The 21,276-nt window shown below is 70.3% G+C and carries 22 protein-coding genes; 12 read left to right on the forward strand and 10 right to left on the reverse strand.

The annotated features are described in order from the left end of the window. Positions 1-2 precede the first annotated feature (2 nt). The 3 genes from AC2D9U_RS22700 to AC2D9U_RS22710 are packed head-to-tail and all read right to left on the reverse strand — an operon-like array spanning position 3 to position 3,854. Positions 3-1,709, reverse strand: coding sequence for an ABC transporter permease subunit (locus AC2D9U_RS22700; RefSeq protein ID WP_484753497.1), 1,707 nt, complete (start codon positions 1,707-1,709; stop codon positions 3-5). Positions 1,710-1,737: 28 nt separating this feature from the next. Beyond that, entirely contained in the window at positions 1,738-2,778 is a 1,041-nt protein-coding gene (locus tag AC2D9U_RS22705) for an extracellular solute-binding protein (RefSeq protein ID WP_484753501.1), read from the reverse strand. After that, complete coding sequence (locus AC2D9U_RS22710) at positions 2,775-3,854, reverse strand: ABC transporter ATP-binding protein (RefSeq protein WP_484753504.1); 1,080 nt, start codon at positions 3,852-3,854, stop codon at positions 2,775-2,777. The genes AC2D9U_RS22705 and AC2D9U_RS22710 overlap by 4 nt, the downstream gene beginning before the upstream one ends. A 272-nt stretch (positions 3,855-4,126) precedes the next feature. Between AC2D9U_RS22710 and AC2D9U_RS22715 the strand changes: the two genes are divergently transcribed. The 4 genes from AC2D9U_RS22715 to AC2D9U_RS22730 are packed head-to-tail and all read left to right on the forward strand — an operon-like array spanning position 4,127 to position 8,103. Continuing rightward, positions 4,127-5,146: an ABC transporter substrate-binding protein gene (locus AC2D9U_RS22715; protein ID WP_484753508.1), complete on the forward strand. Its 1,020-nt coding sequence runs from the start codon at positions 4,127-4,129 to the stop codon at positions 5,144-5,146. Between the two features lie 25 nt (positions 5,147-5,171). Then, entirely contained in the window at positions 5,172-5,921 is a 750-nt protein-coding gene (locus AC2D9U_RS22720) for an ABC transporter ATP-binding protein (protein ID WP_484753511.1), read from the forward strand. Continuing rightward, positions 5,918-6,778: an ABC transporter permease gene (locus tag AC2D9U_RS22725; protein ID WP_484753514.1), complete on the forward strand. Its 861-nt coding sequence runs from the start codon at positions 5,918-5,920 to the stop codon at positions 6,776-6,778. The genes AC2D9U_RS22720 and AC2D9U_RS22725 overlap by 4 nt, the downstream gene beginning before the upstream one ends. Continuing rightward, positions 6,775-8,103, forward strand: a complete 1,329-nt coding sequence (locus AC2D9U_RS22730) for a cytosine deaminase (protein WP_484753517.1) — start codon at positions 6,775-6,777, stop codon at positions 8,101-8,103. Before AC2D9U_RS22725 ends, AC2D9U_RS22730 begins: the two co-directional genes overlap by 4 nt. Before the next feature lie 160 nt (positions 8,104-8,263). On the opposite strand, the gene AC2D9U_RS22735 is transcribed toward AC2D9U_RS22730, so the two are convergent. After that, a complete protein-coding gene (locus AC2D9U_RS22735) occupies positions 8,264-8,836 on the reverse strand; it encodes an NAD(P)H-dependent oxidoreductase (RefSeq protein ID WP_484753522.1) in 573 nt (190 codons plus the stop codon). A gap of 95 nt (positions 8,837-8,931) precedes the next feature. On the opposite strand from AC2D9U_RS22735, the gene AC2D9U_RS22740 reads away from it, so the two are divergent. The 8 genes from AC2D9U_RS22740 to AC2D9U_RS22775 all read left to right on the forward strand — a co-directional run bounded on the left by AC2D9U_RS22740 (position 8,932) and on the right by AC2D9U_RS22775 (position 16,203). Beyond that, on the forward strand, positions 8,932-9,366 hold the full coding sequence (locus AC2D9U_RS22740) for a cupin domain-containing protein (RefSeq protein WP_484753524.1): 435 nt from the start codon (positions 8,932-8,934) through the stop codon (positions 9,364-9,366). After that, positions 9,366-9,947: an NAD(P)H-dependent oxidoreductase gene (locus AC2D9U_RS22745; RefSeq protein WP_484753527.1), complete on the forward strand. Its 582-nt coding sequence runs from the start codon at positions 9,366-9,368 to the stop codon at positions 9,945-9,947. Before AC2D9U_RS22740 ends, AC2D9U_RS22745 begins: the two co-directional genes overlap by 1 nt. Positions 9,948-10,014: 67 nt before the next feature. Continuing rightward, positions 10,015-10,980 carry a tripartite tricarboxylate transporter substrate binding protein gene (locus AC2D9U_RS22750; RefSeq protein WP_484753531.1) on the forward strand — a complete coding sequence of 322 codons (966 nt, stop codon included), beginning with the start codon at positions 10,015-10,017 and terminating at the stop codon, positions 10,978-10,980. Then, positions 10,980-11,438, forward strand: a complete 459-nt coding sequence (locus AC2D9U_RS22755) for a (2Fe-2S)-binding protein (RefSeq protein WP_484753533.1) — start codon at positions 10,980-10,982, stop codon at positions 11,436-11,438. Before AC2D9U_RS22750 ends, AC2D9U_RS22755 begins: the two co-directional genes overlap by 1 nt. Further along, positions 11,435-13,588, forward strand: coding sequence for a xanthine dehydrogenase family protein molybdopterin-binding subunit (locus tag AC2D9U_RS22760; protein WP_484753535.1), 2,154 nt, complete (start codon positions 11,435-11,437; stop codon positions 13,586-13,588). Before AC2D9U_RS22755 ends, AC2D9U_RS22760 begins: the two co-directional genes overlap by 4 nt. Next, positions 13,582-14,532, forward strand: a complete 951-nt coding sequence (locus tag AC2D9U_RS22765; protein ID WP_484753537.1) for a substrate-binding domain-containing protein — start codon at positions 13,582-13,584, stop codon at positions 14,530-14,532. The genes AC2D9U_RS22760 and AC2D9U_RS22765 overlap by 7 nt, the downstream gene beginning before the upstream one ends. A gap of 27 nt (positions 14,533-14,559) precedes the next feature. Continuing rightward, a complete protein-coding gene (locus tag AC2D9U_RS22770; RefSeq protein WP_484753539.1) occupies positions 14,560-15,528 on the forward strand; it encodes a tripartite tricarboxylate transporter substrate-binding protein in 969 nt (322 codons plus the stop codon). A 9-nt stretch (positions 15,529-15,537) separates the two neighbouring features. Then, a complete protein-coding gene (locus tag AC2D9U_RS22775) occupies positions 15,538-16,203 on the forward strand; it encodes an RraA family protein (protein WP_484753541.1) in 666 nt (221 codons plus the stop codon). Here the strand turns inward: AC2D9U_RS22775 and AC2D9U_RS22780 are convergent. From AC2D9U_RS22780 to queA, 6 genes are read right to left on the reverse strand one after another with little or no spacing between them, the layout of a single operon-like run. After that, positions 16,175-16,852, reverse strand: coding sequence for a type 1 glutamine amidotransferase (locus AC2D9U_RS22780; RefSeq protein WP_484753543.1), 678 nt, complete (start codon positions 16,850-16,852; stop codon positions 16,175-16,177). The two genes, AC2D9U_RS22775 and AC2D9U_RS22780, sit on opposite strands and share 29 nt — an antisense overlap. After that, positions 16,849-17,547: a 7-cyano-7-deazaguanine synthase QueC gene (queC, locus tag AC2D9U_RS22785; protein ID WP_484753545.1), complete on the reverse strand. Its 699-nt coding sequence runs from the start codon at positions 17,545-17,547 to the stop codon at positions 16,849-16,851. Before queC ends, AC2D9U_RS22780 begins: the two co-directional genes overlap by 4 nt. Next, positions 17,544-18,602 carry a tRNA epoxyqueuosine(34) reductase QueG gene (queG, locus tag AC2D9U_RS22790; protein ID WP_484753547.1) on the reverse strand — a complete coding sequence of 353 codons (1,059 nt, stop codon included), beginning with the start codon at positions 18,600-18,602 and terminating at the stop codon, positions 17,544-17,546. The genes queC and queG overlap by 4 nt, the downstream gene beginning before the upstream one ends. Next, positions 18,589-19,056 (reverse strand): preQ(1) synthase, encoded by a 468-nt coding sequence (gene queF / locus AC2D9U_RS22795; protein WP_484753549.1) that lies wholly within the window; start codon positions 19,054-19,056, stop codon positions 18,589-18,591. Before queF ends, queG begins: the two co-directional genes overlap by 14 nt. Beyond that, complete coding sequence (gene tgt / locus AC2D9U_RS22800; protein WP_484753551.1) at positions 19,053-20,183, reverse strand: tRNA guanosine(34) transglycosylase Tgt; 1,131 nt, start codon at positions 20,181-20,183, stop codon at positions 19,053-19,055. The genes queF and tgt overlap by 4 nt, the downstream gene beginning before the upstream one ends. Beyond that, a complete protein-coding gene (gene queA / locus AC2D9U_RS22805) occupies positions 20,180-21,262 on the reverse strand; it encodes a tRNA preQ1(34) S-adenosylmethionine ribosyltransferase-isomerase QueA (RefSeq protein ID WP_484753553.1) in 1,083 nt (360 codons plus the stop codon). Before queA ends, tgt begins: the two co-directional genes overlap by 4 nt. Between the last annotated feature and the right edge of the window lie 14 nt (positions 21,263-21,276).

Raw genomic sequence — 21,276 nt, forward strand, 5'->3', positions numbered from 1 at the left:
AGTCAGCGCCGCCAGACGCGATCGAGCGGCATCACCCGGTTGATCAGCACCAGCAGCACCACCGTCATCAGGATGAAGATGGTGCTGATGGCGTTCACCGTGTTCTCCAGGCTGAAGGTGGCCTCGGCATAGATGCGCACCGGCAGCGTCTGCAGCCGCGCGGTGGTGAGGAAGGCGGTGACGGTGACCTCGCCGAAGGAGAGCAGGAAGCCGATCACGCAGGCCACCGCGATGCCCGGGCCGAGTTGCGGCAGGATCACGCGGCGGAACATCCGTGCCGGGGGCGCGCCGAGGCCGCTGGCGGCCTCCTCCAGCGCGCGATCCAGCCCCGCGACCGAGGCGCGCAGCAAGGCGAGCATGAAGGGTGCGACCAGCACCACATGCACGGCGAGAATGCCCAGGAAGGGCGGCAGCGCGTTGAACCATTGCAGCAGCCGCAACATGCCCAGGCCGATGGCGATGCCCGGCAAGGCGAGGGGCAGCATCAGCGCCGCCCCCAGCGTCTCCCGCCCCCGGAAGCCGGCGCGCACCAGCGCGAAGGCCGCCGGCAGCGCGATGGCGAGCGAGATCGCCACGCAGGCCAGCGCCAATTGCAGGCTCACCCAGGCGTCGGAGAGGTAGCGCTGGTTCTGCAGCACGGCCGCGTACCATTTCCAGGTGAAGCCGAGGAACTGCGCCACCGTCGCCTGCGGGCTGTCATTCACCGAGGCCACGGCGACCAGCAGCAACGGAAACAGCAGGATGCCGATGGCGCAGGCCAGCAGGAAGCGTGAGACGATGGGCGCGAGGGCCTCCGCCACCGCGACCACCGGCCGGCGCAACGCGGGGGCGAAGGTCAGGCGCCGGCGCGGCACGCGGTCCGATACCCAGGGGGTCAGCAGTGCGATGATGCGGCTGACCAAGATGGTGATGGCGACCGAGGCGAAGAGCATCAGCATCGCGAGCGCGGCCGCCAGCGGGTAGTTCAGGATCTCGATGCCTTCCTTCAGCACGATCATGCCGCTGACCCAGACCTTCCGCCCGCCGACCAGCGTGGCCGATACATAGGCGGTGGAGGCCAGCAGGAAGGTGACGGTGAAGCCCGCGCGCAAGCCGGGCAGGGAGAGCGGCAGGGTGATGCGCCAGAAGCGCGCCGCCGGCCCGGCGCCGAGCCCCGCCGCCGCTTCCTCCAGCCGACGCTCCTGGCCCTCGAGCACGTCATACAGCGCGAGCACCATGTAGGGCAGGAAGACCTGCACCAGCGAAAGCCCCACCGCGAACCAGCCGAAGAGCAGGTTGGTTGTCGGCGGCAGGCCGAGACTCTGCGAAATGCCGGAGACGACGCCGCGTGGCGCGAGCAGCAGGATGATGCCGAGTGAGCGCACGACCACATTGGTCAGCAGCGGCACCAGCACCACCGCGAAGCCGAAGGGCTTCCAGCGCGGCGGGAGCCGCGTCAGCCACAGCGCCAGCGGATAGGCGAGCAGCGCCGAGACACCCGCCACGCAGAGCCCGAGCGTGAGGGTGTTGAGGAAGACGCGCACGTAGAACTTGTCGCCGATCAACTCGGCATATTGCGCGCCGGAGGGGATGAGCGACAGCGGCGCGAACATCTCGCTGCTCTCCTGCACGGAGAGCAGCGCGACCGCGCCGAGCGGCGCGGCGAAGGCGGCGAGCAGCCACAGGCCATAGGGCAGGGCCAGCAGCCCTGCCCGCGGGGAACCATTCATGCCGGGACCATTCGCCCTGTGCCGTACCTTACCCGGCGATCTCGCGCGTGAAGCGGCTGGACCAGCGCGGCTGGTTGCGGATCACCACGTCCCAGTCGAAATCGATCAGCTTGCCCACGGCTTCCTCGCCCATGATGAGTTTGGCGGCGAGGTCTGGCGGCAGGGTGAGGTTGCGGATGGTCGGGCTGTAGTAGGTCTGTTGCGCGTAGGCTGTCTGGCATTCGGGGCTGAGATGCAGGTTCACGAAGGCCTCGGCCAGCGCCTGCTTCGTGGTGCCCGCGGTGATGCAGGCGAAGTTGGCGGCCACCGCCTGGCCTTCCACCGGCTCGGCGATGACGATGTTGGGGTTGCGGCTCTCGGCATAGGTGCGGGTGAAGCTGCCGAATTCGACGCTGGCCGCGCCCACCTGCTGGTCGAACATGCCATAGAGCTGGTCCTGGCTGCCCTGGATGGCGGCGAAGGGGCGCAGCTCGGCGATCTTGGTGAAGGCCGGGTCGATGTTGTTCTCGGACCCGCCCCAGACCTTTGCGGACATGAGCAGTGCGGCCGTGCCCTGCGCGCCCGGATAGGTCGGCCAGATCACCTTGCCGCGCAGATCGGCGCGCCAGAAATCCTTCCAGGAGGTCATCGGCGCGGTGACCATGCGGCGGTCATAGACGATGGTCACCGGGTTGAAGGCCACGCCATAGCCGCCGATGCGCGCCAGCGGGTAGAGATTGGCGAAATTCGGCACATTGGCGCTGGGCGCGAGCGTGACGTTGTCGCGCACCGCCTGCCGGCTCTCGAAGATGTTGAGGTAGAGCAGGTCGAAGCTCGGCCGGCCGCGCTCGGCATAGGCGCGGGCGCGGCGCTCGGGCGTGCCACCCAGCACATAGTTGATCTTCACGCCATATTGCTGCTCGAGCGGCGTGGCGCAGTACTGGCGCGTGATGCGCTCCTGCACCCCGCCCCAGATGCCCACCGTGAGTTCATCGCCGCGGCGGATCTGCGCCACGGCATCGCGGCCCCAGATGGCGGGGGTGGCCAGCGCCGCGGCGCCAGCGAGAAGGTTGCGGCGGGAGAGGCTCATGCGGGGGCTCCTGTTGCGTCCGAGAAATCTTCGATCCAGGCGATGGCGTCCGGCCCGCCCGCCAGCGTCACGGCGGCGCCGGGCGCGAAGGCGGCCTCGCTGCTCGGCCGGTGCACGCGGATGCGCTGCGCGCCGAGCGAGACCTCGTAATGGATGCTGTCATCGAGCCGCGTCGCCGCCTCGACCGTCGCGGGGGCGACGAGCGGCAGGGCAGGGGCAGCCCCGGCGGGCAGCAGCGCCAGGCGCGCCGCGCGCAGCACGACATGGCTCGGCCGTGCCGGGGCATCGCTGGGAAGGGAAAGGGAGAGGCCCGGACCCGCGTGGAAGGCGCCGTGCTCGACGCGCCCGGCCAGCACGCTGCGCGCGCCGAGGAAGCCGGCGGTGAACAAATGCCGCGGGCGTTCGGTGAGTTCGGCCGGCGCGGCGCATTCCACGATGCGGCCGCGATCCATCACCGCCACGCGGTCCGCCAGCGCCAGCGCTTCTTCCTGGTCATGCGTGACGAAGAGCGTGGTGATGCCCGCCTGGGCGCGCAGCCGCGCGATCTCCTCGCGCATCTCCACGCGCAGCCCGGCATCGAGGTTCGACAGCGGCTCATCCAGCAGCAGCAGGTCGGGGCGCACCACCAGCGCCCGCGCCAGCGCCACGCGCTGCTGCTGCCCGCCCGACATGCGCGCCGGGTAGCGATCCGCCAGATGCGCAAGCCCCACCATGGCCAGCGCCTCCGCCACGCGCTGGTCGCGCTCGGCCCGGCCGATGTTGCGCATCTCGAGCCCGAAGCCGACATTGCCGGCCGCCGTCATGTGCGGGAACAGCGCATAGGCCTGGAAGACCATGCCGATCGGCCGGCGATGCGGCGGCGCGCGCTCGATGGCCTGCCCGTTGAGCAGGATGCGGCCCGAATCGGGGGTGATGAATCCCGCTACGAGGCGCAGCGTGGTGGTCTTGCCGCAGCCCGAAGGGCCGAGCAGCGCGATGCATTCGCCCCGCGCCACCGGCAGGGAGACGCCATCGACCGCCGTCGCCGCGCCATAGCGCTTGACCAGCCTGTCGAGCAGGAGATGAGGGTCCGTCACCGCGTCATGCTACGCAGCCGGGCTCGCCAGCCGCCAGCCTCGTGCGGCGGGGAAAGCGGGGGGCGAAGACGGCATCTGCCCAAAAAATGTCGCGACTGCCTACTTCCGCCGCATTCTTCCCTCCGCATTGGTATCGGCATGACCGGCGGCGGGGATTCGAGGCCCTTGCCGGGCGGGCCCTGTGTTTGCTCTATGGCAGCCGGACACACCATGCGGGCAGGGCGGCGCGTCACGCGCCGGGCCCCGGCCCGGGAAACGGAGGGACCAGCCTGATGCGCACGCGGTATCGGATCGAACGCCGGGCTCTGCTCACCGGCGGCACCACCTTGGCCGTCGCCGCCGTCGCCGGCGCGCGCGTGCCCTTCGCCCAGACGCTGGACCGCGTCTCCTTTCAGACCAACTGGCGCGCCCAGGCCGAGCATGGCGGCTATTATCATGCGGTCGCCGCCGGCATCTATCGCCGCTATGGCATCGAGTGTGACCTGCGCATGGGTGGGCCGCAGCAGAATCCGGCGCAACTGCTGCTCGCGGGCCGTGTGGACATGATCATGTCCAACGGCTTCCAGGCGCTGAACTATGTGCGCGAGAACCTGCCCTTCCTGACCATCGGTGCGATCATGCAGAAGGATCCGCAGATCCTGATGACGCATGAGGGCAACGGCATCAATTCCTTCGAGGACATGCGCGGCCGCCCGGTGCTGGTCGGTGCCTCGGGCCGCGTCACCTACTGGCCCTTCCTGCGCCGCCGCTTCGGCTTCACGGATGAGCAGATCCGCCCCTACACCTTCAATGTCGGGCCCTTCCTGGTCGATCGCATGGCTATCCAGCAGGGCTTCCTCTCCTCGGAGCCCTATGCCGCGATCCAGGGCGGGGCAAGGCCGAAGGTTTTCCTCATCGCCGATGCGGGCTACGAGAACTACAACACCACCATCGACATCTCGGCCCGCATGGTCGCCGAGAAGCGCGACCTGGTGCAGCGCTTCGTCAACGCCACGATCGAGGGCTGGACGCAATACATGACCGGCCAGGGCATCGAGGCCGCGAACGCGCTGATCAAGCGCGACAACCCCGAGATGGACGACGCCAAGATCGCCTACGCCATCCGCGTGATGAACGAGAACGGCATCGTGCGCAGCGGCGATGCGCAGACGCTGGGCATCGGCGCCATGGTCGCCCCGCGCTGGCAGCGCTTCTATGAGACGATGCGCGATGTCGGCCTCTATCCGGCCGGAATGGACTTCACCCGCGCCTACAGCCTCGACTTCGTGAACAAGCGCGTCGGTCTTGCCTGATTCAGGCCTGCCGCGGGAGGCGCCGATGCTCCCGCCCGTCGTGGCGCTCGAGGGCGTCACCAAGCGCTACGCCAACGGCACGGTCGCCGTGCGGGGCGTCGACCTGGCGATCGCGCAGGGGGATTTCGTCTCCCTGCTCGGCCCTTCGGGCTGCGGCAAATCCACGGTGCTGCGGATGGTGGCGGGGCTGATCCCCCCCACCACCGGGCGCATCGCCCTGGCCGGGGAGGGCGCGGGCGACATCGGCTTCGTCTTCCAGGAGCCGACGCTGATGCCCTGGGGTACCACGCTCAAGAACGTGATGCTGCCGCTGCGCCTCGCCGGCATGGCGCGCAGCGAGGCCGAGGCCCGCGCGGCCGCCGCCCTTGCCTCCGTCGGCCTCGCGGGGTTCGAGAAATCCTACCCGCGCGGCCTGTCGGGGGGGATGAAGATGCGCGTCTCCATCGCCCGCGCGCTGGTCACCAAGCCGCGCCTGCTGCTGATGGACGAGCCCTTCGCCGCGCTGGACGAGATCACGCGCCATCGCCTGAACAACGACCTGCTGACGCTGTGGGAGGCCGAGCGCTTCACCGCGATCTTCGTCACCCATTCGGTGTTCGAGAGCGTCTATCTCTCCCGCCGCATCATCGTCATGGCCGCGCGCCCGGGCCGGGTGGTGGAGGATCTGGCGGTCGAAGCCCCCTATCCGCGCGGCGAGGAATTCCGCACTTCCGCCGACTACGCCGCGCATTGCCGCGACATCTCTCACGCATTGACCCGGGCGATGACGCCATGACCGACGTGAAGCTCGCCGCCGATGAGACGATCATCGAGGAGAACCGTGACCCCACCTGGCTCGGCCTGACGCTGGATGGCTGGGTGCGGATCCTGGCGCCGACCATCATCGGCATCCTCGCGCTGGGCGGCTGGGAGTGGGCGGTGCGCGCCTATGCCATCCCGCCCTATATCCTGCCCGGGCCGCTGCAGGTGGCGCAGACGCTCGCGCGGGACTGGCAGAGCCTTTCCGTCTCGCTCTTCATCACGCTGCAGATCACCTTCGCCGCGTTGTTCATGGCGGCGGTGCTGGGCCTCGCGATCGCGGTGCTCTTCGCGCAGTCGCGCGCCATCGAGATGTCGCTGTTTCCCTATGCGGTGATCCTGCAGGTGACGCCGATCGTCGCCATCGCGCCGCTCATCATCATCTGGGTCGATGATGTGCGGCTGGTGCTGCTGATCTGCGCCTGGATCGTCGCCTTCTTCCCGATCCTGTCGAACACGACGCTCGGGCTGAACAGCGCCGACCAGAACCTCACCGATCTCTTCCGCATGTACCGCGCCAATCGGTGGCAGGTGCTGATGCGCCTGCGCCTGCCCACCGCCATGCCCTATTTCCTCGCGGGGCTGCGCATCTCGGGCGGGCTTGCGCTGATCGGCGCCATCGTGGCGGAGTTCGTGGCCGGCACGGGCGGGCGGGCCTCGGGCCTCGCCTACCGCATTCTCGAAGCCGGCTTCAACCTGCAGATCCCGCGCATGTTCGCCGCGCTGGTGCTGATCTCGCTGACCGGCATTGCGATCTTCGGCGCCATGTCGCTGATCTCCCACCTCGCGCTGCGCCACTGGCACGAAAGCGCCATCTCCAGGGAACGTCGATGAAGCAGGCTCTCGAGGGCGCGGGCGCGGCCTATTGGCTGCGCAATGCGCGCGCCGCCGGCGTGCTGGTGCCCGGCTTCGTGGGCGAGGCCGATGCGGAGGGCCTCGTGCGGCTCGACATCCGCATCGAGAATGGCGTGATCGCAGCCGTGGCTCCGCTAGGCAGTGCGCCCGATGGTGTGGATCTGCGCGGCGGGCAGGTCTGGCCCGGCTTCGTCGATGCGCACACGCATCTCGACAAGGGCCATATCTGGCCGCGCACGCGCAACCCGACGGGCGATTTCGCCGGGGCCATCGGCGCGGTCATGGCCGATCGCAGCGCCTCCTGGAGCGAGGCGGATGTCGAGGCACGCGCCGATTTCGCGCTGCGCTGCGCCCATGCGCATGGCACGGTCGCCATCCGCACGCATCTCGACACCTACCTCCCGCATGGCGCGGGCACCTGGCGCGTCTTCCGCAAGCTGCGCGAGGTCTGGGCCGGGCGGATCGACCTCCAGGCCTCTTCCATCTGCCCGCTCGACCGCTTCGCGGGGCCGGATGGCGAGGCGCTGGCGAACATGGTGGCGGAGTCGGGTGGCGTGCTCGGCATGGTCACGCGCCATTCCGGCCATATCCATGATGACCTGCCCACCGGCTTCAGCGAGGAACTCGAGCATTTCTTCGCCCTGGCCGAGGCGCGCGGGCTCGATATCGACCTGCATGTGGATGAAAGCGGCGAGACCGGCGCGCGCGCGCTGCGCGAGATCGCGCTGACGGCGCTCAAGCGCGGCTTCAAGGGCCGCATCCAGTGCGGGCATTGCTGCTCGCTCTCGATCCAGCCGGAGGATTTCGCGCGCGAGACCATCGCCCGCGTGGCCGAGGCCGGCATCGACATCGTGGTCCTGCCGATGTGCAACATGTACCTGCAGGACCGCGTGCCGGGCCGTACCCCGCGCTGGCGTGGCGTGACCCTGGTGCATGAGCTGCGCGCCGCCGGCGTGCGCGTCTCCGTCGCCTCCGACAACACGCGCGATCCCTTCTACGCCTATGGCGACCTCGACATGGTCGAGGTGTTCCGCGAGGCTACGCGCATCCTGCACCTCGACCATCCTTTCGCCGGATGGCACCGCGCCGCCACCGCCGCGCCGGCCGAGGCGATGGGCCTCAGGGATCGCGGCCTCATCCGCGTGGGCGCGCCGGCCGATCTCGTGCTGTTCTCCGCGCGCTTCATGACCGAATTCGTGTCGCGCCCGCAATCGGACCGCGTGGTGCTGCGCGCGGGCCGCGTGCTGGCGGCGAGCGCGCCGGATTACCGCGAGCTCGATGCGGTCGTCGGCGTCAAAGACTAGGGCCCGTGGACAATTGGGGCCGGGATGCAGCCGGCGAGGGATTTTTCGGGCTGGGAAGGCGGACAGCGGAGCCGATGGCTATCCATCGGCGAGCATGGCCCACGCGCCCAGCACGGAAAAGCACCGGCGGATGCGCCCGCAGCCCAATTGTCCACAGGCCCTAGCGCCAGCGCGCGAAATGCGCCCGTACCTTCGCCACGAAGGCCTCGCATTCCGGGCGCGTCCGCTGGTCCATGCGCGTCAGCGTCACCCACTCCACGCGGCAGTCCTTGGCGCAGAGCCGGCGGATGCCGCGGCCGAGCAGCTTGCGGTCAATGCGGCCGATGTACCACAGCAGCCAGGTGGGCGAGCCATAGGTGGTGACGACGCCGATGCGCTTGATGTTGGTCAGCATCGGCTCGATCGCGCCGGTGCCGATGCGGAATGCCACGCCCGGCGCCCAGACGCGGTCGAACCAGCCCTTGAGCATCGCGGGCATGCCATACCACCAGGTGGGGTGCACCAGCACCAGCGCATCGGCGCGACGCAGGCTCGCGACATGGTCCTCGATGCCGACCAGGTTGTTCTCGGTGTCGTGGTAGGCGCCGCGCTCTTCCGCGGTCAGGGCGGGCTGGAAGCCCTCAGCGTAGAGGTCGCGCAGTTCCACGCTGTGCCCGGCCGATTCCAGCGCCTGCCGCGTGGCGTCGCGCAGCGCCGCGCTCAGCGAATCCGCACGCGGGTGGGCGTAGACCATCAGGACATGCATGCGCGGCACCTCGTCTCCTTCGCCGCGCCTTCTGCAACGGGCCAGCCCATGCGGGCAAGATCGAAACGACAGGAGTTCGCGTGATGATGATGACCCCCGTGATCGGCAAGCGCGCGGCGGAGCTGCGCGGCTTCCGCATCTCGCCCGACGACAGCAACTACTTCGCCTGTCTCTTCGATCCGCTGGCCGATGGCGTGCGCTTCACGCTGGTGGTGGAGATCTTCGAGCCCGGCGGCCGCACGCCGCCCAACACCCATGCCGAGGCCGAGGAATGCTTCTTCGTCCTCGCCGGATCGGGCAAGGCCTATGCGGATGGCGCCGAGATGCCGATCGGCCCTGGCGACGCCTTCGTGCTGCGCCCGGGCACCGAGCATGTCGTGGTGAACGACACCGACAGGAAGCTCTACTGCCTGACGCTGATGGCGCCCAATGAGGGCTTCGCGGAACTCATCCGCAACGGCACGCCCGTGGACCTCGCGCCTGAGGACATCGCCGTGCTGACCGGGCGGGCCGCCTGATGCGCGTGCTCTATCTCTACGCCCATCCGCTCGCCGAGAGCTTCCATGCCGCGGTGCGCGACGCCGCGCGGGAAGGCCTGGCGCAGGCCGGGCATCGCGTCGATCTCTGCGACCTCTACGCCGAGGGCTTCAACCCCGTGCTCTCGGCCGAGGAACGTCGCGGCTACCACGCCGTGCCGGAGAATCGCGCGCCGGTGGAGGAGTATGTGCGCCGGCTGGAACAGGCCGAGGGCGTGGTCATGTCCTTCCCCACCTGGTGCTTCGGCCTGCCCGCCATCCTGAAGGGCTGGATGGACCGCGTGCTGCTGCCCGGCGTCTCCTTCCGCCTCGATGACGGCGTGGCGAAGCCGAACCTGCTGCACATCAGGCGCGTGGCCGGCATCAGCACCTATGGAAGGCCGCGCTGGACGGCGATGGTCATGGGCGATCCGCCGCGCAAGGCGGTGACGCGCTATTTCCGGATCATCACCGGCGGCAAGGCGCGCGTGTCCTACCACGCGCTCTACGACATGAACCGCGCGACGGAGCCGCAGCGCGCCGCCTTCCTCGGCCGGGTGCGACGCGACATGGCGTTCTTCTGAGCCGCCCCTTGCCCTTCCGTGCGGGCTGCACGATGTTCCGCGCAATCGATCGCATCGGGAGGGATCAATGATCGGACGCAGGCTTCTCATCGGCGCGGCCGCCGGCCTTGCCACGCCGGGCATCGTCGCGGCCCAGGGCACCTGGCCGGCTCGGCCCGTGCGCATCGTGGTGCCCTTCGGCCTCGGCGGCAGCGCCGATGTCGCGGCGCGCTTCCTGTCCGAGCCGCTGCAGCAGGCGCTCGGTCAGCCCTTCGTGGTCGAGAACCGGCCCGGCGCGGGGGCGGTGATCGGCACGGACCATGTCGCGAAGTCGGCGCCCGATGGCTACACGCTGCTGCTGATGTCGAACACGCACACGGCGAATGAGACGCTGATCCCGAACCGGCCCTACCAGCTGATGCGTGATCTCGCGCCGGTCGCCTCGATCAACATCGCGCACCATGTGCTGGCCGTGCATCCCTCGCTGCCGGCGCAGAACCTGCCCGAGCTCATCGCGCTGCTGCGCGCCAATCCCGGCCGCTTCGACTATGCGAGCTCCGGGCCCGGCACGCCGTATCACGTCGCGGGCGAGGTGTTCCTCGCCATGGCCGGCGCCACGGCGACGCATGTGCCCTTCCGTGGCTCGAACGAGGCGCGCACCGCGCTGATCGGCGGCCAGGTGCCGATCATGTTCGACGCGATCCCGACGATGCGCGAGCAGATCGCCGGCGGGCGCGTGCGCGGCCTTGCCACCACCGGCCCTGCGCGCAGCCCGCTGCTGCCCGAGCTGCCCGCGGTGGCCGAGGCGCTGCCCGGTTACGAGGCCTCGATCTGGCTCGGACTCATGGCGCCCGCCGCCACGCCCCTGCCGATCCGCGAGCGCATCAATGCCGAGGTCAACCGCATCCTCGCCCTGCCGGCGACGCAGGAAGCCCAGGCCCGGGCCGGCGCCGCGCCGATGCCCAAGACCATCGCGGAGTTCGATGCCTTCCTGCGTGCGGATATTCCGCGCCAGGCCGAGTTCATCCGCATGGCGCGCATGACGCCCAGCTGATGGGCTTCGTGCTGAATGGCGCTGCCGTCGCGCCCGAGATCGAACCCGAGGCGCCGCTGCTTGCCGCGCTGCGCGGCCCGCTCGGCCTCTCCGGCACGCGCTTCGGCTGCGGCGCCGAGCAATGCGGCGCCTGCCTCGTGCTGGTCGATGACGTGCCGGCCTATGCCTGCACGCTGCCGGTCGAGGCCGTGGCCGGGCGGCGCGTGACGACGGTGGAAGGGCTCGGCACGCCCGAGGCGCCGCACCCGCTGCAGCGCGCGCTGCTCGCCGAGCAGGCCGGGCAATGCGGCTTCTGTCTCTCGGGCATCACGCTGCGCGCGGTGGCGCTGCTGCGCGCGAACCCCGCGCCGAGTGCGGCCGAGGTGCGCGCGGCGCTGGAGCCGCATCTGTGCCGCTGCGGCGCGCATAACCGGATCATCCGCGCGGTGCTGCGCGCGGCGGCGGAGATGGCGGCATGAACCTCGCTTTCCGCAACGCCGTCGAAGGCGACGACCAGAAGCCGAAGCTGCCCGGCAGCCTGCATGTGAATCGCCGCCTCGATCGCTGGCTGACGCTGCACGCGGAAGGCCATGCCAGCATCCATCCCGGCAAGGTCGAACTCGGCCAGGGCATCCTCACCGCGCTGGCGCAGATCGCGGCGGAGGAGCTCGATGTCTCCCTCGCGCGGTTGCGGGTCGTTCCCGCCAGCACGCCCGCCAGCCCCGATGAGGCCGTGACCAGCGGCTCGCTCTCGGTGCAGGAGAGCGGCATGGCGCTGCGCCATGTCTGTGCCGAGGCGCGCGCGATCTGCCTGGGCGTCGTGGCCCAGCGCAGCGGCGTGCCGGTCGAGGAGATCACCGTGCAGGACGGCGATTTTCTCGCCCCCGATGGCCGTCTGCTCGGCAGCTACTGGGCGCTGGCCAAGGCCGAACTGCTGGCGGTGGAGGGCACGCCCGGCATCGCCGCGAAGCCCGCCGCCGCGCGCCGCCTCGCGGGTACTTCCACCGCGCGGCTCGACCTGCCGGACAAGGTGTTCGGCGCGCCGCGCTATGTCCAGGATCTGCGCCTGCCCGGCATGCTGCATGCGCGCATGGTGCGCCCGGCCACGCGCGGCGCGACCCTGCTCTCGCTGCGCGAGGGCGCGCTGCCGGGCGATGCCACGGTGTTCCGCGACGGCAGCGTGCTGGCCGCCATCGCCACCGCCGAGCATCACGCGGAAGCCGCCGCGGCGCGCCTCGCACTGCGGGCGCAATGGAGCGCGGCAGCGACGCTGCCGGAGGAGTCCGCGCTGGAAGCCTGGCTCGAAGCCGCGCCAGCCGAGGAGAGCGTGGTGACCGAGCGTGCGGCGGAGACGCCCACGCCCACCCATCGAATCTCCGGCAAATTCTTCCGCCCCTTCCTCGCCCACGCCTCCATCGGTACCTGCTGCGCGATCGCGCGGTGGGAGGGCGATGTGCTGCAGGGATGGACGCACAGCCAGGGCATCTACAACCTCCGTGCCGATCTCGCGAAGGCGCTGCGCATGCCGGCGGAGAAGATCCTGCTGAGCCATGTCGAGGGTGCGGGCTGCTACGGCCATAATGGCGCGGATGACGTGATGCTGGACGCCGCGCTGGTCGCGCGCGCCCATCCCGGCCGGCCCGTGCGCGTGCTCTGGAGCCGCGCGGAGGAACTCGGCTGGGGGCCCTTCTCGCCGGCCATGCAGGTGCGGATCGAGGCCGAGGCGGGCGCCGACGGCACGCTGCTGCGCTGGCACCAGCGTGTGACCTCCAACGGCCATTCCGGGCGCCCCGGGCGTGGCGCGCTGCCCACGCTGCTGGCGGCCTCGATGCTGGCCGAGCCCTTCCCGGTGCCGCCCGCGATCAACCCGCCGCTGGCCGGTGGTGGTGGCGGCCAGCGCAACGCCGTGCCGCAATACCGTGTGCCGGCGCTGCGCGTCGATCTCGCCCGCGTCACCGACATGCCGATCCGCGCGAGTGCGCTGCGCGGCCTCGGCGCGCTGGTGAATGTCTGGGCGATCGAGAGCGTGATGGATGACCTGGCCCGGGCCTGCGGGGAGGATCCGCTCGCCTATCGGCTGCGGCATCTCGATGATGCGCGGTCGCGCGACGTGTTGGCCAAGGCGGCCGAGATGGCGGGCTGGGCGAACCGGGTGCAGCGCGAGGGCATCGGCCACGGCCTCGCCGTCGCGCGCTACAAGGGCACGGGCGCCTGGTGCGCCGCGGTGGTGGAGATCGAGGCCGCGGCGCGCATCCTCTGTCGCCGCATCTGGCTCGCCGGCGATGTGGGGGAGGTGATCAACCCCGACGGCGCGATCAACCAGTATGAGGGCGGCGCGATCCAGGCGACCTCGATGTGCCTGCTCGAAGCCGTGCGGCATGACAGCGCCAGCATCACCTCCGACGCCTGGGAGCGCTATCCGATCCTGCGCTTCTCCGAGGTGCCGGAGGTCGAGACGCAGTTGATCGCGCGGCCCGAGGCACCCCCGCTCGGCGCGGGGGAGGCGAGCCTCGGCCCCGTCATCGCCGCCATCGCGAACGCCATCCGCGATGCGCTGGGCGTGCGCGTCACGCGCTGGCCGTTCACGCCCGAGAACATCGCCTCCGCGATTGAGGAAGTCTCATGCTGACCTTGGCAAGCACGCTCTCGGACCGCACGCGCCCGCTGCATGATGGGCGCGTGAAGGTCGAGGGCTTCGACATCGCCTATGTCGGCGGTGAGCCCGAGGAGCTGTTCCGCATCGCCGTGCGCGAAGGCCGCTACGAGATCACGGAACTCTCGATGGCGAGCCACATCCTCTCGGTCGCGCGCGGCGATTCCCGCTACATCGGCGTGCCGGTCTTCCCCTCGCGCGCCTTCCGCCACTCGGCCATCTATGTGCGCACTGATCGCGGCATCAACGGGCCGGGTGACCTCGCCGGGCGCGTGATCGGCGTGCCGGAATACCAGCAGACGGCCGCACTCTGGGTGCGCGGCATCCTGCGCGAGCATTACGGCGTCGATCTCAGCGGCATCGCCTGGAAATCAGGCGGCGAGCGCACGCCCATCACCCTGCCGCGCGAGATCGACATGCAGGTGATCGCGCCGGGCGAGACGCTGGAGGCGATGCTGGCCGAGGGGCGTATCGACGCCTTCATCGGGCCCCGCGCGCCGGCCTGTTTCCTGGATGGCAGCGCGCCCGTCGCACGGCTCTTCCCCGATACGCGGGCGGAGGAAGAGGCCTATTTCAAGGCGAGCGGCTTCTTCCCGATCATGCATTGCATCGCCATCCGCCGTGACGTGGCGGAGGCGCATCCGGGCCTCACGCTGGCGCTGTTCAAGGCCTTCAACGCCGGCAAGGCGATGGCGCTGGCGGATCTTGCCATGGTGAATGTGCTGCGCGTCTCGCTGCCCTGGATCGCGGCGGAGGCGGCGGCGCAGACAGCGCTGATGGGCGGCGACCCCTGGCCCTATGGCTTCGCGCGCAACCGCGCCGAGATCGCCGCCATGTGCCGCTTCGCGCGCGCCGATGGGCTGACCACGCGCGACGTGGCACCGGAAGAATTGTTCGAGGCCAGCACACAAGGCGCGTGAAGCGCCGGCAGAAGGGAAGGAAAGAGCATGACCACCATCACGCGCCGCGCGGGGCTTGCCGCCGCCGCCACGCTGCTCGCCGCACCGCGCATCGCCGCGGCGCAGGCGGCCACCATGCGCATCATCGTCCCCTTCGGCCCGGGCGGTTCCACCGATGCGGTGGCGCGGCTTGTCGCGAGCGGGCTGCAGCAGCGGCTCGGCAGCACTGTGGTGGTCGAGAATCGCTCCGGCGCGGCGGGGTCGATCGGCGCGGACATGGTGGCGAAGGCGCGGCCCGATGGCATGACCTGGCTGCTCACCTTCGACAGCCACGCGACCATCCCCGCGCTGCTGCGCAACCCGCCCTTCGACGTGCTGAAGGATCTCGATCCGGTCATGCTGATCGGCGGCTCGCCCTATGCGGTGGCGTGCAAGCCGGACAAGCCCTTCCGCGACATGGCGGCGGCGCTGGCGGCGGCGAAGGCACGGCCGGACAGCGTCTCCTACGGCTCGACCGGCAATGGCACCATCGGGCATCTGACGATGATCATGCTGGGCGAGCGCGCGCAGGGCCGCATGCAGCATGTGCCCTATCGCAGCGGCGGGCTCGCGGTGAATGATGCCGTGGCCGGCCATGTGGACATGATGATCGGCAGTGCGGCGCTGATGCTGCCGCACATCACCGGCGGTTCGCTGCGCCCCCTGCTGCAGTTCGGGCCGACGCGCCTCGCCGGCCTCGCGCAGACGCCGACGGCGGCCGAGATCGGCTTCGCGGGGCTCGAGGCCGAGGCCTGGTGGGCCGTGTTTGCCCCGCATGGCACGCCGGCCGCGCAGGTCGCGCGCATGAACGCCGCGATCCGCGAGACGCTGCAGGAGGAACGCGCGAACCGCGTGATGACCGAGACGCAGCAGGCGCGCCTCGTGGTCTCCTCGCCCGAGGAGCTCGGCAGCTTCTTCGCGCGGCAGGTCGCGCAATGGGGCGGCATCGTGCGCGCCAACAACATCCAGCCGGACTGAAGTCATCCCATGCAACGTCTCGAAGCTGCGATCCTTGGCCGTTTCGCGCGGCTGCCGACCTCCTCCATCTCCGATGCGCTCGACAAGCTCGGCATCCCGGGCCAGGTCGATGGGCTGCGGCCCATGCTCCAGGGCGCGCGCATCTGCGGCCAGGCGGTGACGCTGCGCTACCTGCCTGTGGGCCCGGCCGGCGGCACGGTGGGGGATTTCCTGCACCTCGCCGAAGCCGGCGACGTGATCTGCATCGACAACCGTGCGCGCGTGGATTGCACGGTGTGGGGCAACATCCTGACCGAGGCGGCGAAGGCGCGCGGCATCGCGGGCACGGTGATCGAGGGCGTGAACCGTGATCTCGGCGAGAGCCGCGACTATGGCTACCCGATCTGGTCGCGCGCGAGCCATTCGCGCACCGGCAAGGATCGCGTGGCGCTGGATGCGGTGAACGTGCCGATCGTGCTCGGCCATGTGCGCGTTGATCCGGGCGATGTGATCTGCGCGGATGACAGCTGCGTCGTCGTCGTGCCGCAGTCACGCGCGCTCGATGTGCTCGGCATCGCGGAATCGATCGAGGCGAAGGAGGAGCTGATCCTCGCCGATATCCGCGCCGGCATCGACCTCGCCGAGGCGCGGCGCCGGCATGGCTACTTCACCTTGCAGACCCGTCCGGCGGGCTGAGCGCGCGGCGCAGCAACTCCGCATAGAGCGCCTCGCGCGCCGCGGTGCGGGGCGCGAAGTTGCGCGCGGAGTCAGCGGCGAGCGCGGCGCTGTCCACGATCCCTGGCGGCGTGAACTTCTCCGCCCAGTCCTGCATGATCTCGGGCGTGGCCTCGGGGTGGAACTGCACGGCGATGGCGCCGGGCAGGGCGAAGGCCTGCACCGTGCCGGCATCGGCGGCGAGGATTTCCGCGCCCGGCGGGGCGGTGATGGCATCGCCATGCCAGCGGGGCCAGGGGCCGGCGAAGATCGCGTCCTCGTGCTGCTCGATGCCGAACCAGCCGCGGAAGAAGCGCCCATCCTGCATCCGCGCGCTGTCGCCGCCCGCGGCCGCCGCGATCATCTGCGCGCCGAAGCAGATGCCGATCGTTGGCGCCTGCTGTGCCAGCCGCGCGGCGACGAGTTCACGCTGCCGTGCCACCCAGGGGATGTGCGTGTCATAGACCCCGTGCGGCGAGCCGAGCAGCACGACGAGTTCGGCGCGGGCGAGGGCGGCCTCGTCCAGATCGGCGCCGCTGATCACCTCGATCGCATGGCCTTGTTCGGCGAGCCAGGCCCCGAAGGCACCCTCCGGCGCGCTTTCCGAATTGCGGACGATGAGGATCTTCATGCGCGTCCCTCCTGCCAGCGCTGCCAGCCGCGCGCGCGCAATTCGCAGGCGGGGCAATGGCCGCAGCCCGCGCCCCACGCATGCGGCGTGCGCTCGCCAAGATAGCAGGAATGCGTGATGCCGCGAATCGCCTCGACCAGGTTCGCGCCGCCGAGCGACTCCGCCAGCGCCCAGGTCGCCGCCTTGTCACGCCACATCAGCGGGGTGTGCAGCACGAAGCGCTGCTCCATGCCGAGATTGAGGGCAACCTGCAGCGCCTTGATCGTGTCGTCGCGGCAATCGGGATAGCCGGAATAGTCGGTCTCGCAGACGCCGGTGACGATGTGCTTCAGGCCGCGCCGGAAGGCCAGCGCGGCGGCGAAGGTCAGGAAGATCAGGTTGCGGCCGGGCACGAAGGTGTTGGGCAGCCCGCCGGTCTCCATCTCGATCGCGACGTCGCGCGTCAGCGAGGTCTCGCTGATCGCCCCCAGCGCGTCGAGCTTCAGCACATGGTCCGCGCCGAGCCGCGGGCCCCAGGCCGGATGCACCGACAGATGCGCGCGGAAGGCGGCGCGGGTTTCCAGCTCCACGACATGGCGCTGGCCGTAGTCGAAGCCGAGCGTCTCGACGGTTGCGAAACGATCCAGGGCCCAGGCCAGGCAGGTGGCGCTGTCCTGGCCGCCGGAGAAGAGAACGAGGGCGCTTTCGGCATTCATGCGGGCAATCTCTCCACGGCCCAGCGCGCGGCCTCGGCGACGGTGGGGTCCTCATCCTCGCACAGATCCTGCGCGACGGGGCGCAGCGCGGCGGCGCCGGAATTGCCGATGGCGATCAGCACGTTGCGCGTGAAGCGGTTCCGCCCGATGCGCTTGATCGGCGAACCGGCGAAGAGCGCGCGGAAGGCCGCGTCATTCAGCCGCGCAAGTTCGGCCAGCCTCGGCGCGGTCAGGCTCTCGCGCGGGGCGAAGGCAGGTTCGCTGTGGGTCCGCGCGAACTTGTTCCAGGGGCAGACGGCGAGGCAATCGTCGCAGCCATAGATGCGGTTGCCCATCTTCGCGCGGAACTCGTGCGGGATCGGGCCGTGATGCTCGATGGTGAGGTAGGAGATGCAGCGCCGCGCATCGAGCTGGTAGGGCGCGGGGAAGGCCTCGGTCGGGCAGATGCGCAGGCAGGCCTCGCAACTCCCGCAACGGTCCTGTCCCGGCGCATCGGGGGCGAGGTCGAGCGTGGTGTAGATCTCGCCCAGGAAGAGCCAGGAGCCGAAATCGCGCGAGACCAGATTCGTGTGCTTGCCCTGCCAGCCGAGCCCCGCCTGCTGCGCAAGCGGCTTTTCCATCACCGGCGCGGTGTCCACGAAGACCTTGAGTTCGGCGCCCTTGAAGCGCCGCACCATCCATTGGCCGAGCGCCTTCAGCCGCTTCTTCACCACATCGTGGTAGTCGCGCCCCTGGGCATAGGCGCTGATCGTCGCGTGCTCGCGTTCCTCAAGCCGTGCGAGGGGATCGTAGTCCGGCGCGTAGTTGAGACCCAGCGAGATCACGCTCACCGCCTCGGGCCAGAGCGCTTGCGGATGCGCCCGCTGGTCGGCGCGCGCTTCCAGCCAGCCCATGCCGCCCTGCATGCCGGCGGCGAGAAAGGCGCTGAGCCGCGCGCGCGTTTCCGCGGCCAGATGCGCGCGGCAGAAGCCCACGGCGTCGAAGCCGAGGCGCAGCGCCTCGGCGCGGATCTCGTCAGCCTCGCCGCGGGGCTCCGGGGCGCTAACCGCGCCCACGATAGGGCGCCACATCCTGCGGCGGGATCCACACGCCCTCCGGCGGCGCGCCTGTCTGGTAGAAGACGTCGATGGGGATGCCGCCGCGCGGATACCAGTAGCCGCCGATGCGGAACCATTCCGGCTCCGTCACTTCGACCAGGCGCCTGGCGATGCCGATGGTGCAGGCCTCGTGGAAGGCGCCGTGGTTGCGGAAGCTGGTGAGGAACAGCTTCAGGCTCTTGCTCTCCACCAGCCAGTCGCGCGGCACATAGTCGATGACAAGGTGCGCGAAATCCGGCTGGCCGGTGAGCGGGCAGAGCGAGGTGAATTCGGGGGCGACGAAGCGCACGCAGTAGCGCAGGCCGGGATGCGGGTTGGGCACGCGCTCCAGCACCGCTTCCTCGGGTGTCGCGGGCTGGCGCGCCTGGGCGCCGAGCAACGTCAGGCCGGTGGTGTCGGTGGCAATGCTCATGCGGCCTCCGCCTTCGTGTCTTCCTGCGCCCAGCCGGCCTCGATCGCGGCGGCCTCGGCCTGCAGGCGGCCTTCCAGGATCGCGCGGCGCAGCCGGCCCATCAGGCGCTGGTAGTAGGTGATGTTGTGCCAGGTCAGCAGCATCGGGCCCAGCATCTCCTCCGACTTGATGAGGTGATGCAGATAGGCGCGCGAGTGGTTGCGGCAGGCCGGGCAATCGCAATCGGGGTCGAGCGGGCGCGTATCCTCGGCATGCTTCGCGTTGCGCAGGTTGAGCACGCCGCGGCTGGTATAGGCGCGCCCGGTGCGGCCGCTGCGCGTGGGGATCACGCAGTCGAACATGTCCACGCCGCGCTTCACGGATTCGATCAGGTCATGCGGCGTGCCCACGCCCATCAGGTAGCGCGGGTGATCCTCGGGCAGCAGCGGCACGGTGATGTCGAGCATGCGCAGCATCTCCGCCTGGCCCTCGCCAACCGCGAGGCCGCCGATGGCGTAGCCCTCGAAGCCGATATCGGTCAGCGCGCGCACGCTCTCCGCCCGCAGATCGGCATAGGTGCTGCCCTGCACGATGCCGAACAGCCCATGTCCCGGCCGCGGCGTGAAGGCGGCGCGGGAGCGCGCGGCCCAGCGCATCGAGAGTCGCATGCTCGCCGCCGCCTGCTCATGCGTGGCGGGGAAGGGCGTGCATTCGTCGAAGCACATCGTCACATCGGCGCCGAGCAGGTGCTGGATCTCGATGCTGCGCTCGGGCGTGATGCGGTGCTTGGATCCATCCAGATGCGACTGGAAGGTGACGCCATCGGCATCGAGCTTGCGCAGCCCCGCCAGGCTCATCACCTGGAAGCCGCCGGAATCCGTCAGGATCGGCCCGTGCCAATCCATCATCCTGTGCAGCCCGCCGAGCCGCGCCACGCGCTCCGCCCCCGGGCGCAGCATGAGGTGATAGGTGTTGCCGAGCACCATGCGCGCGCCGGTGGAGCGCACCGAATCCGCGGTCATCGCCTTCACGGTGCCGGCGGTGCCGACGGGCATGAAGACCGGCGTGGGCACCTCGCCATGCGCGGTCATCAGCGTGCCGGCGCGCGCGGCGCCGTCGCTGGCGGCGTGGGTCCAATGGAGCGTCATGCGGGCAGGTCCTGGTCGGCGCGGAACAGCAGGCTGCCATCGCCATAGGAGAAGAAGCGGTACTCCTGCGCGATGGCATGCGCATAGGCCGCGCGCATCCGCCGCGTGCCGGCGAAGGCGGAGACGAGCATCAGCAGCGTCGATTTCGGCAGGTGGAAATTGGTCAGCAGCGCATCGATGCAGCGGAAGCGATGGCCAGGCAGGACGTAGAGATCGGTGAGGCCACGGAAGGGGGCGACACTGCCATCGGGCCGGGCCGCGGTCTCGGTGGTGCGCAGCGCCGTTGTGCCCACCGCGACGATGCGCTTGCCCGCCGCGCGCGCCGCATTGATCAGCGCGGCACTCGCCTCCGGCATCTCGCACCATTCCTGGTGCAGGCGATGCTTGCGCGGGTCGTCGTCGCGCACCGGCAGGAAGGTGCCCGCGCCGACATGCAGCGTCACGGTGGCGCGGCGGATGCCCCGTGCGTCGAGCGCGGCGAGGAGGCGGTCGGTGAAATGCAGGCTCGCGGTCGGCGCGGCGACGGCGCCGGGGACGCGGGAGAAGATGGTCTGGTAGTCGGCCACATCCTCCGGCCCTGGCTTGCCCTCGCGGTGGATGTAGGGCGGCAGCGGCACCTCGCCCGCCCGTTCCAGCGCGGCGGCCAACGCCGCCTGGTCGGGGCCGAAATCGAGCCGCACGGAGCCACCCTCCGGCGCTTCCAGCACCCGCGCGGTGCAGCCCTCGGCGCCCTCGATGGCGATGGTGTCACCGGCGCGGAGGCGGCGTGCATTCTTCACCAGCGCCTGCCAGATGCCCCCGCCCTCGGCCCGGTTGAGCATGATCTCCACGCGCGCCTGGCCGCGGCGGGCATGCAGGCGGGCGGGGATGACGCGCGTGTCGTTCACCACCAGCACGTCGCCGGGGGCGAGCAGGCCGGGCAGGTCGAGCACGCCGCGATCCTCGAGCCGGCCTTCGCCCACCACCAGCAGGCGCGCGGAATCGCGCGGCCGGGCCGGGGCCTGGGCGATCAGGCGCTCTGGCAGCGCATAGTCGAAATCCGCGGTCGAGAGCGGGCTGGGGGGAGGGGCCTCGGGCATGGGCGCCGCATGTG

The organism is Roseomonas sp. TF40 (assembly GCF_057219975.1).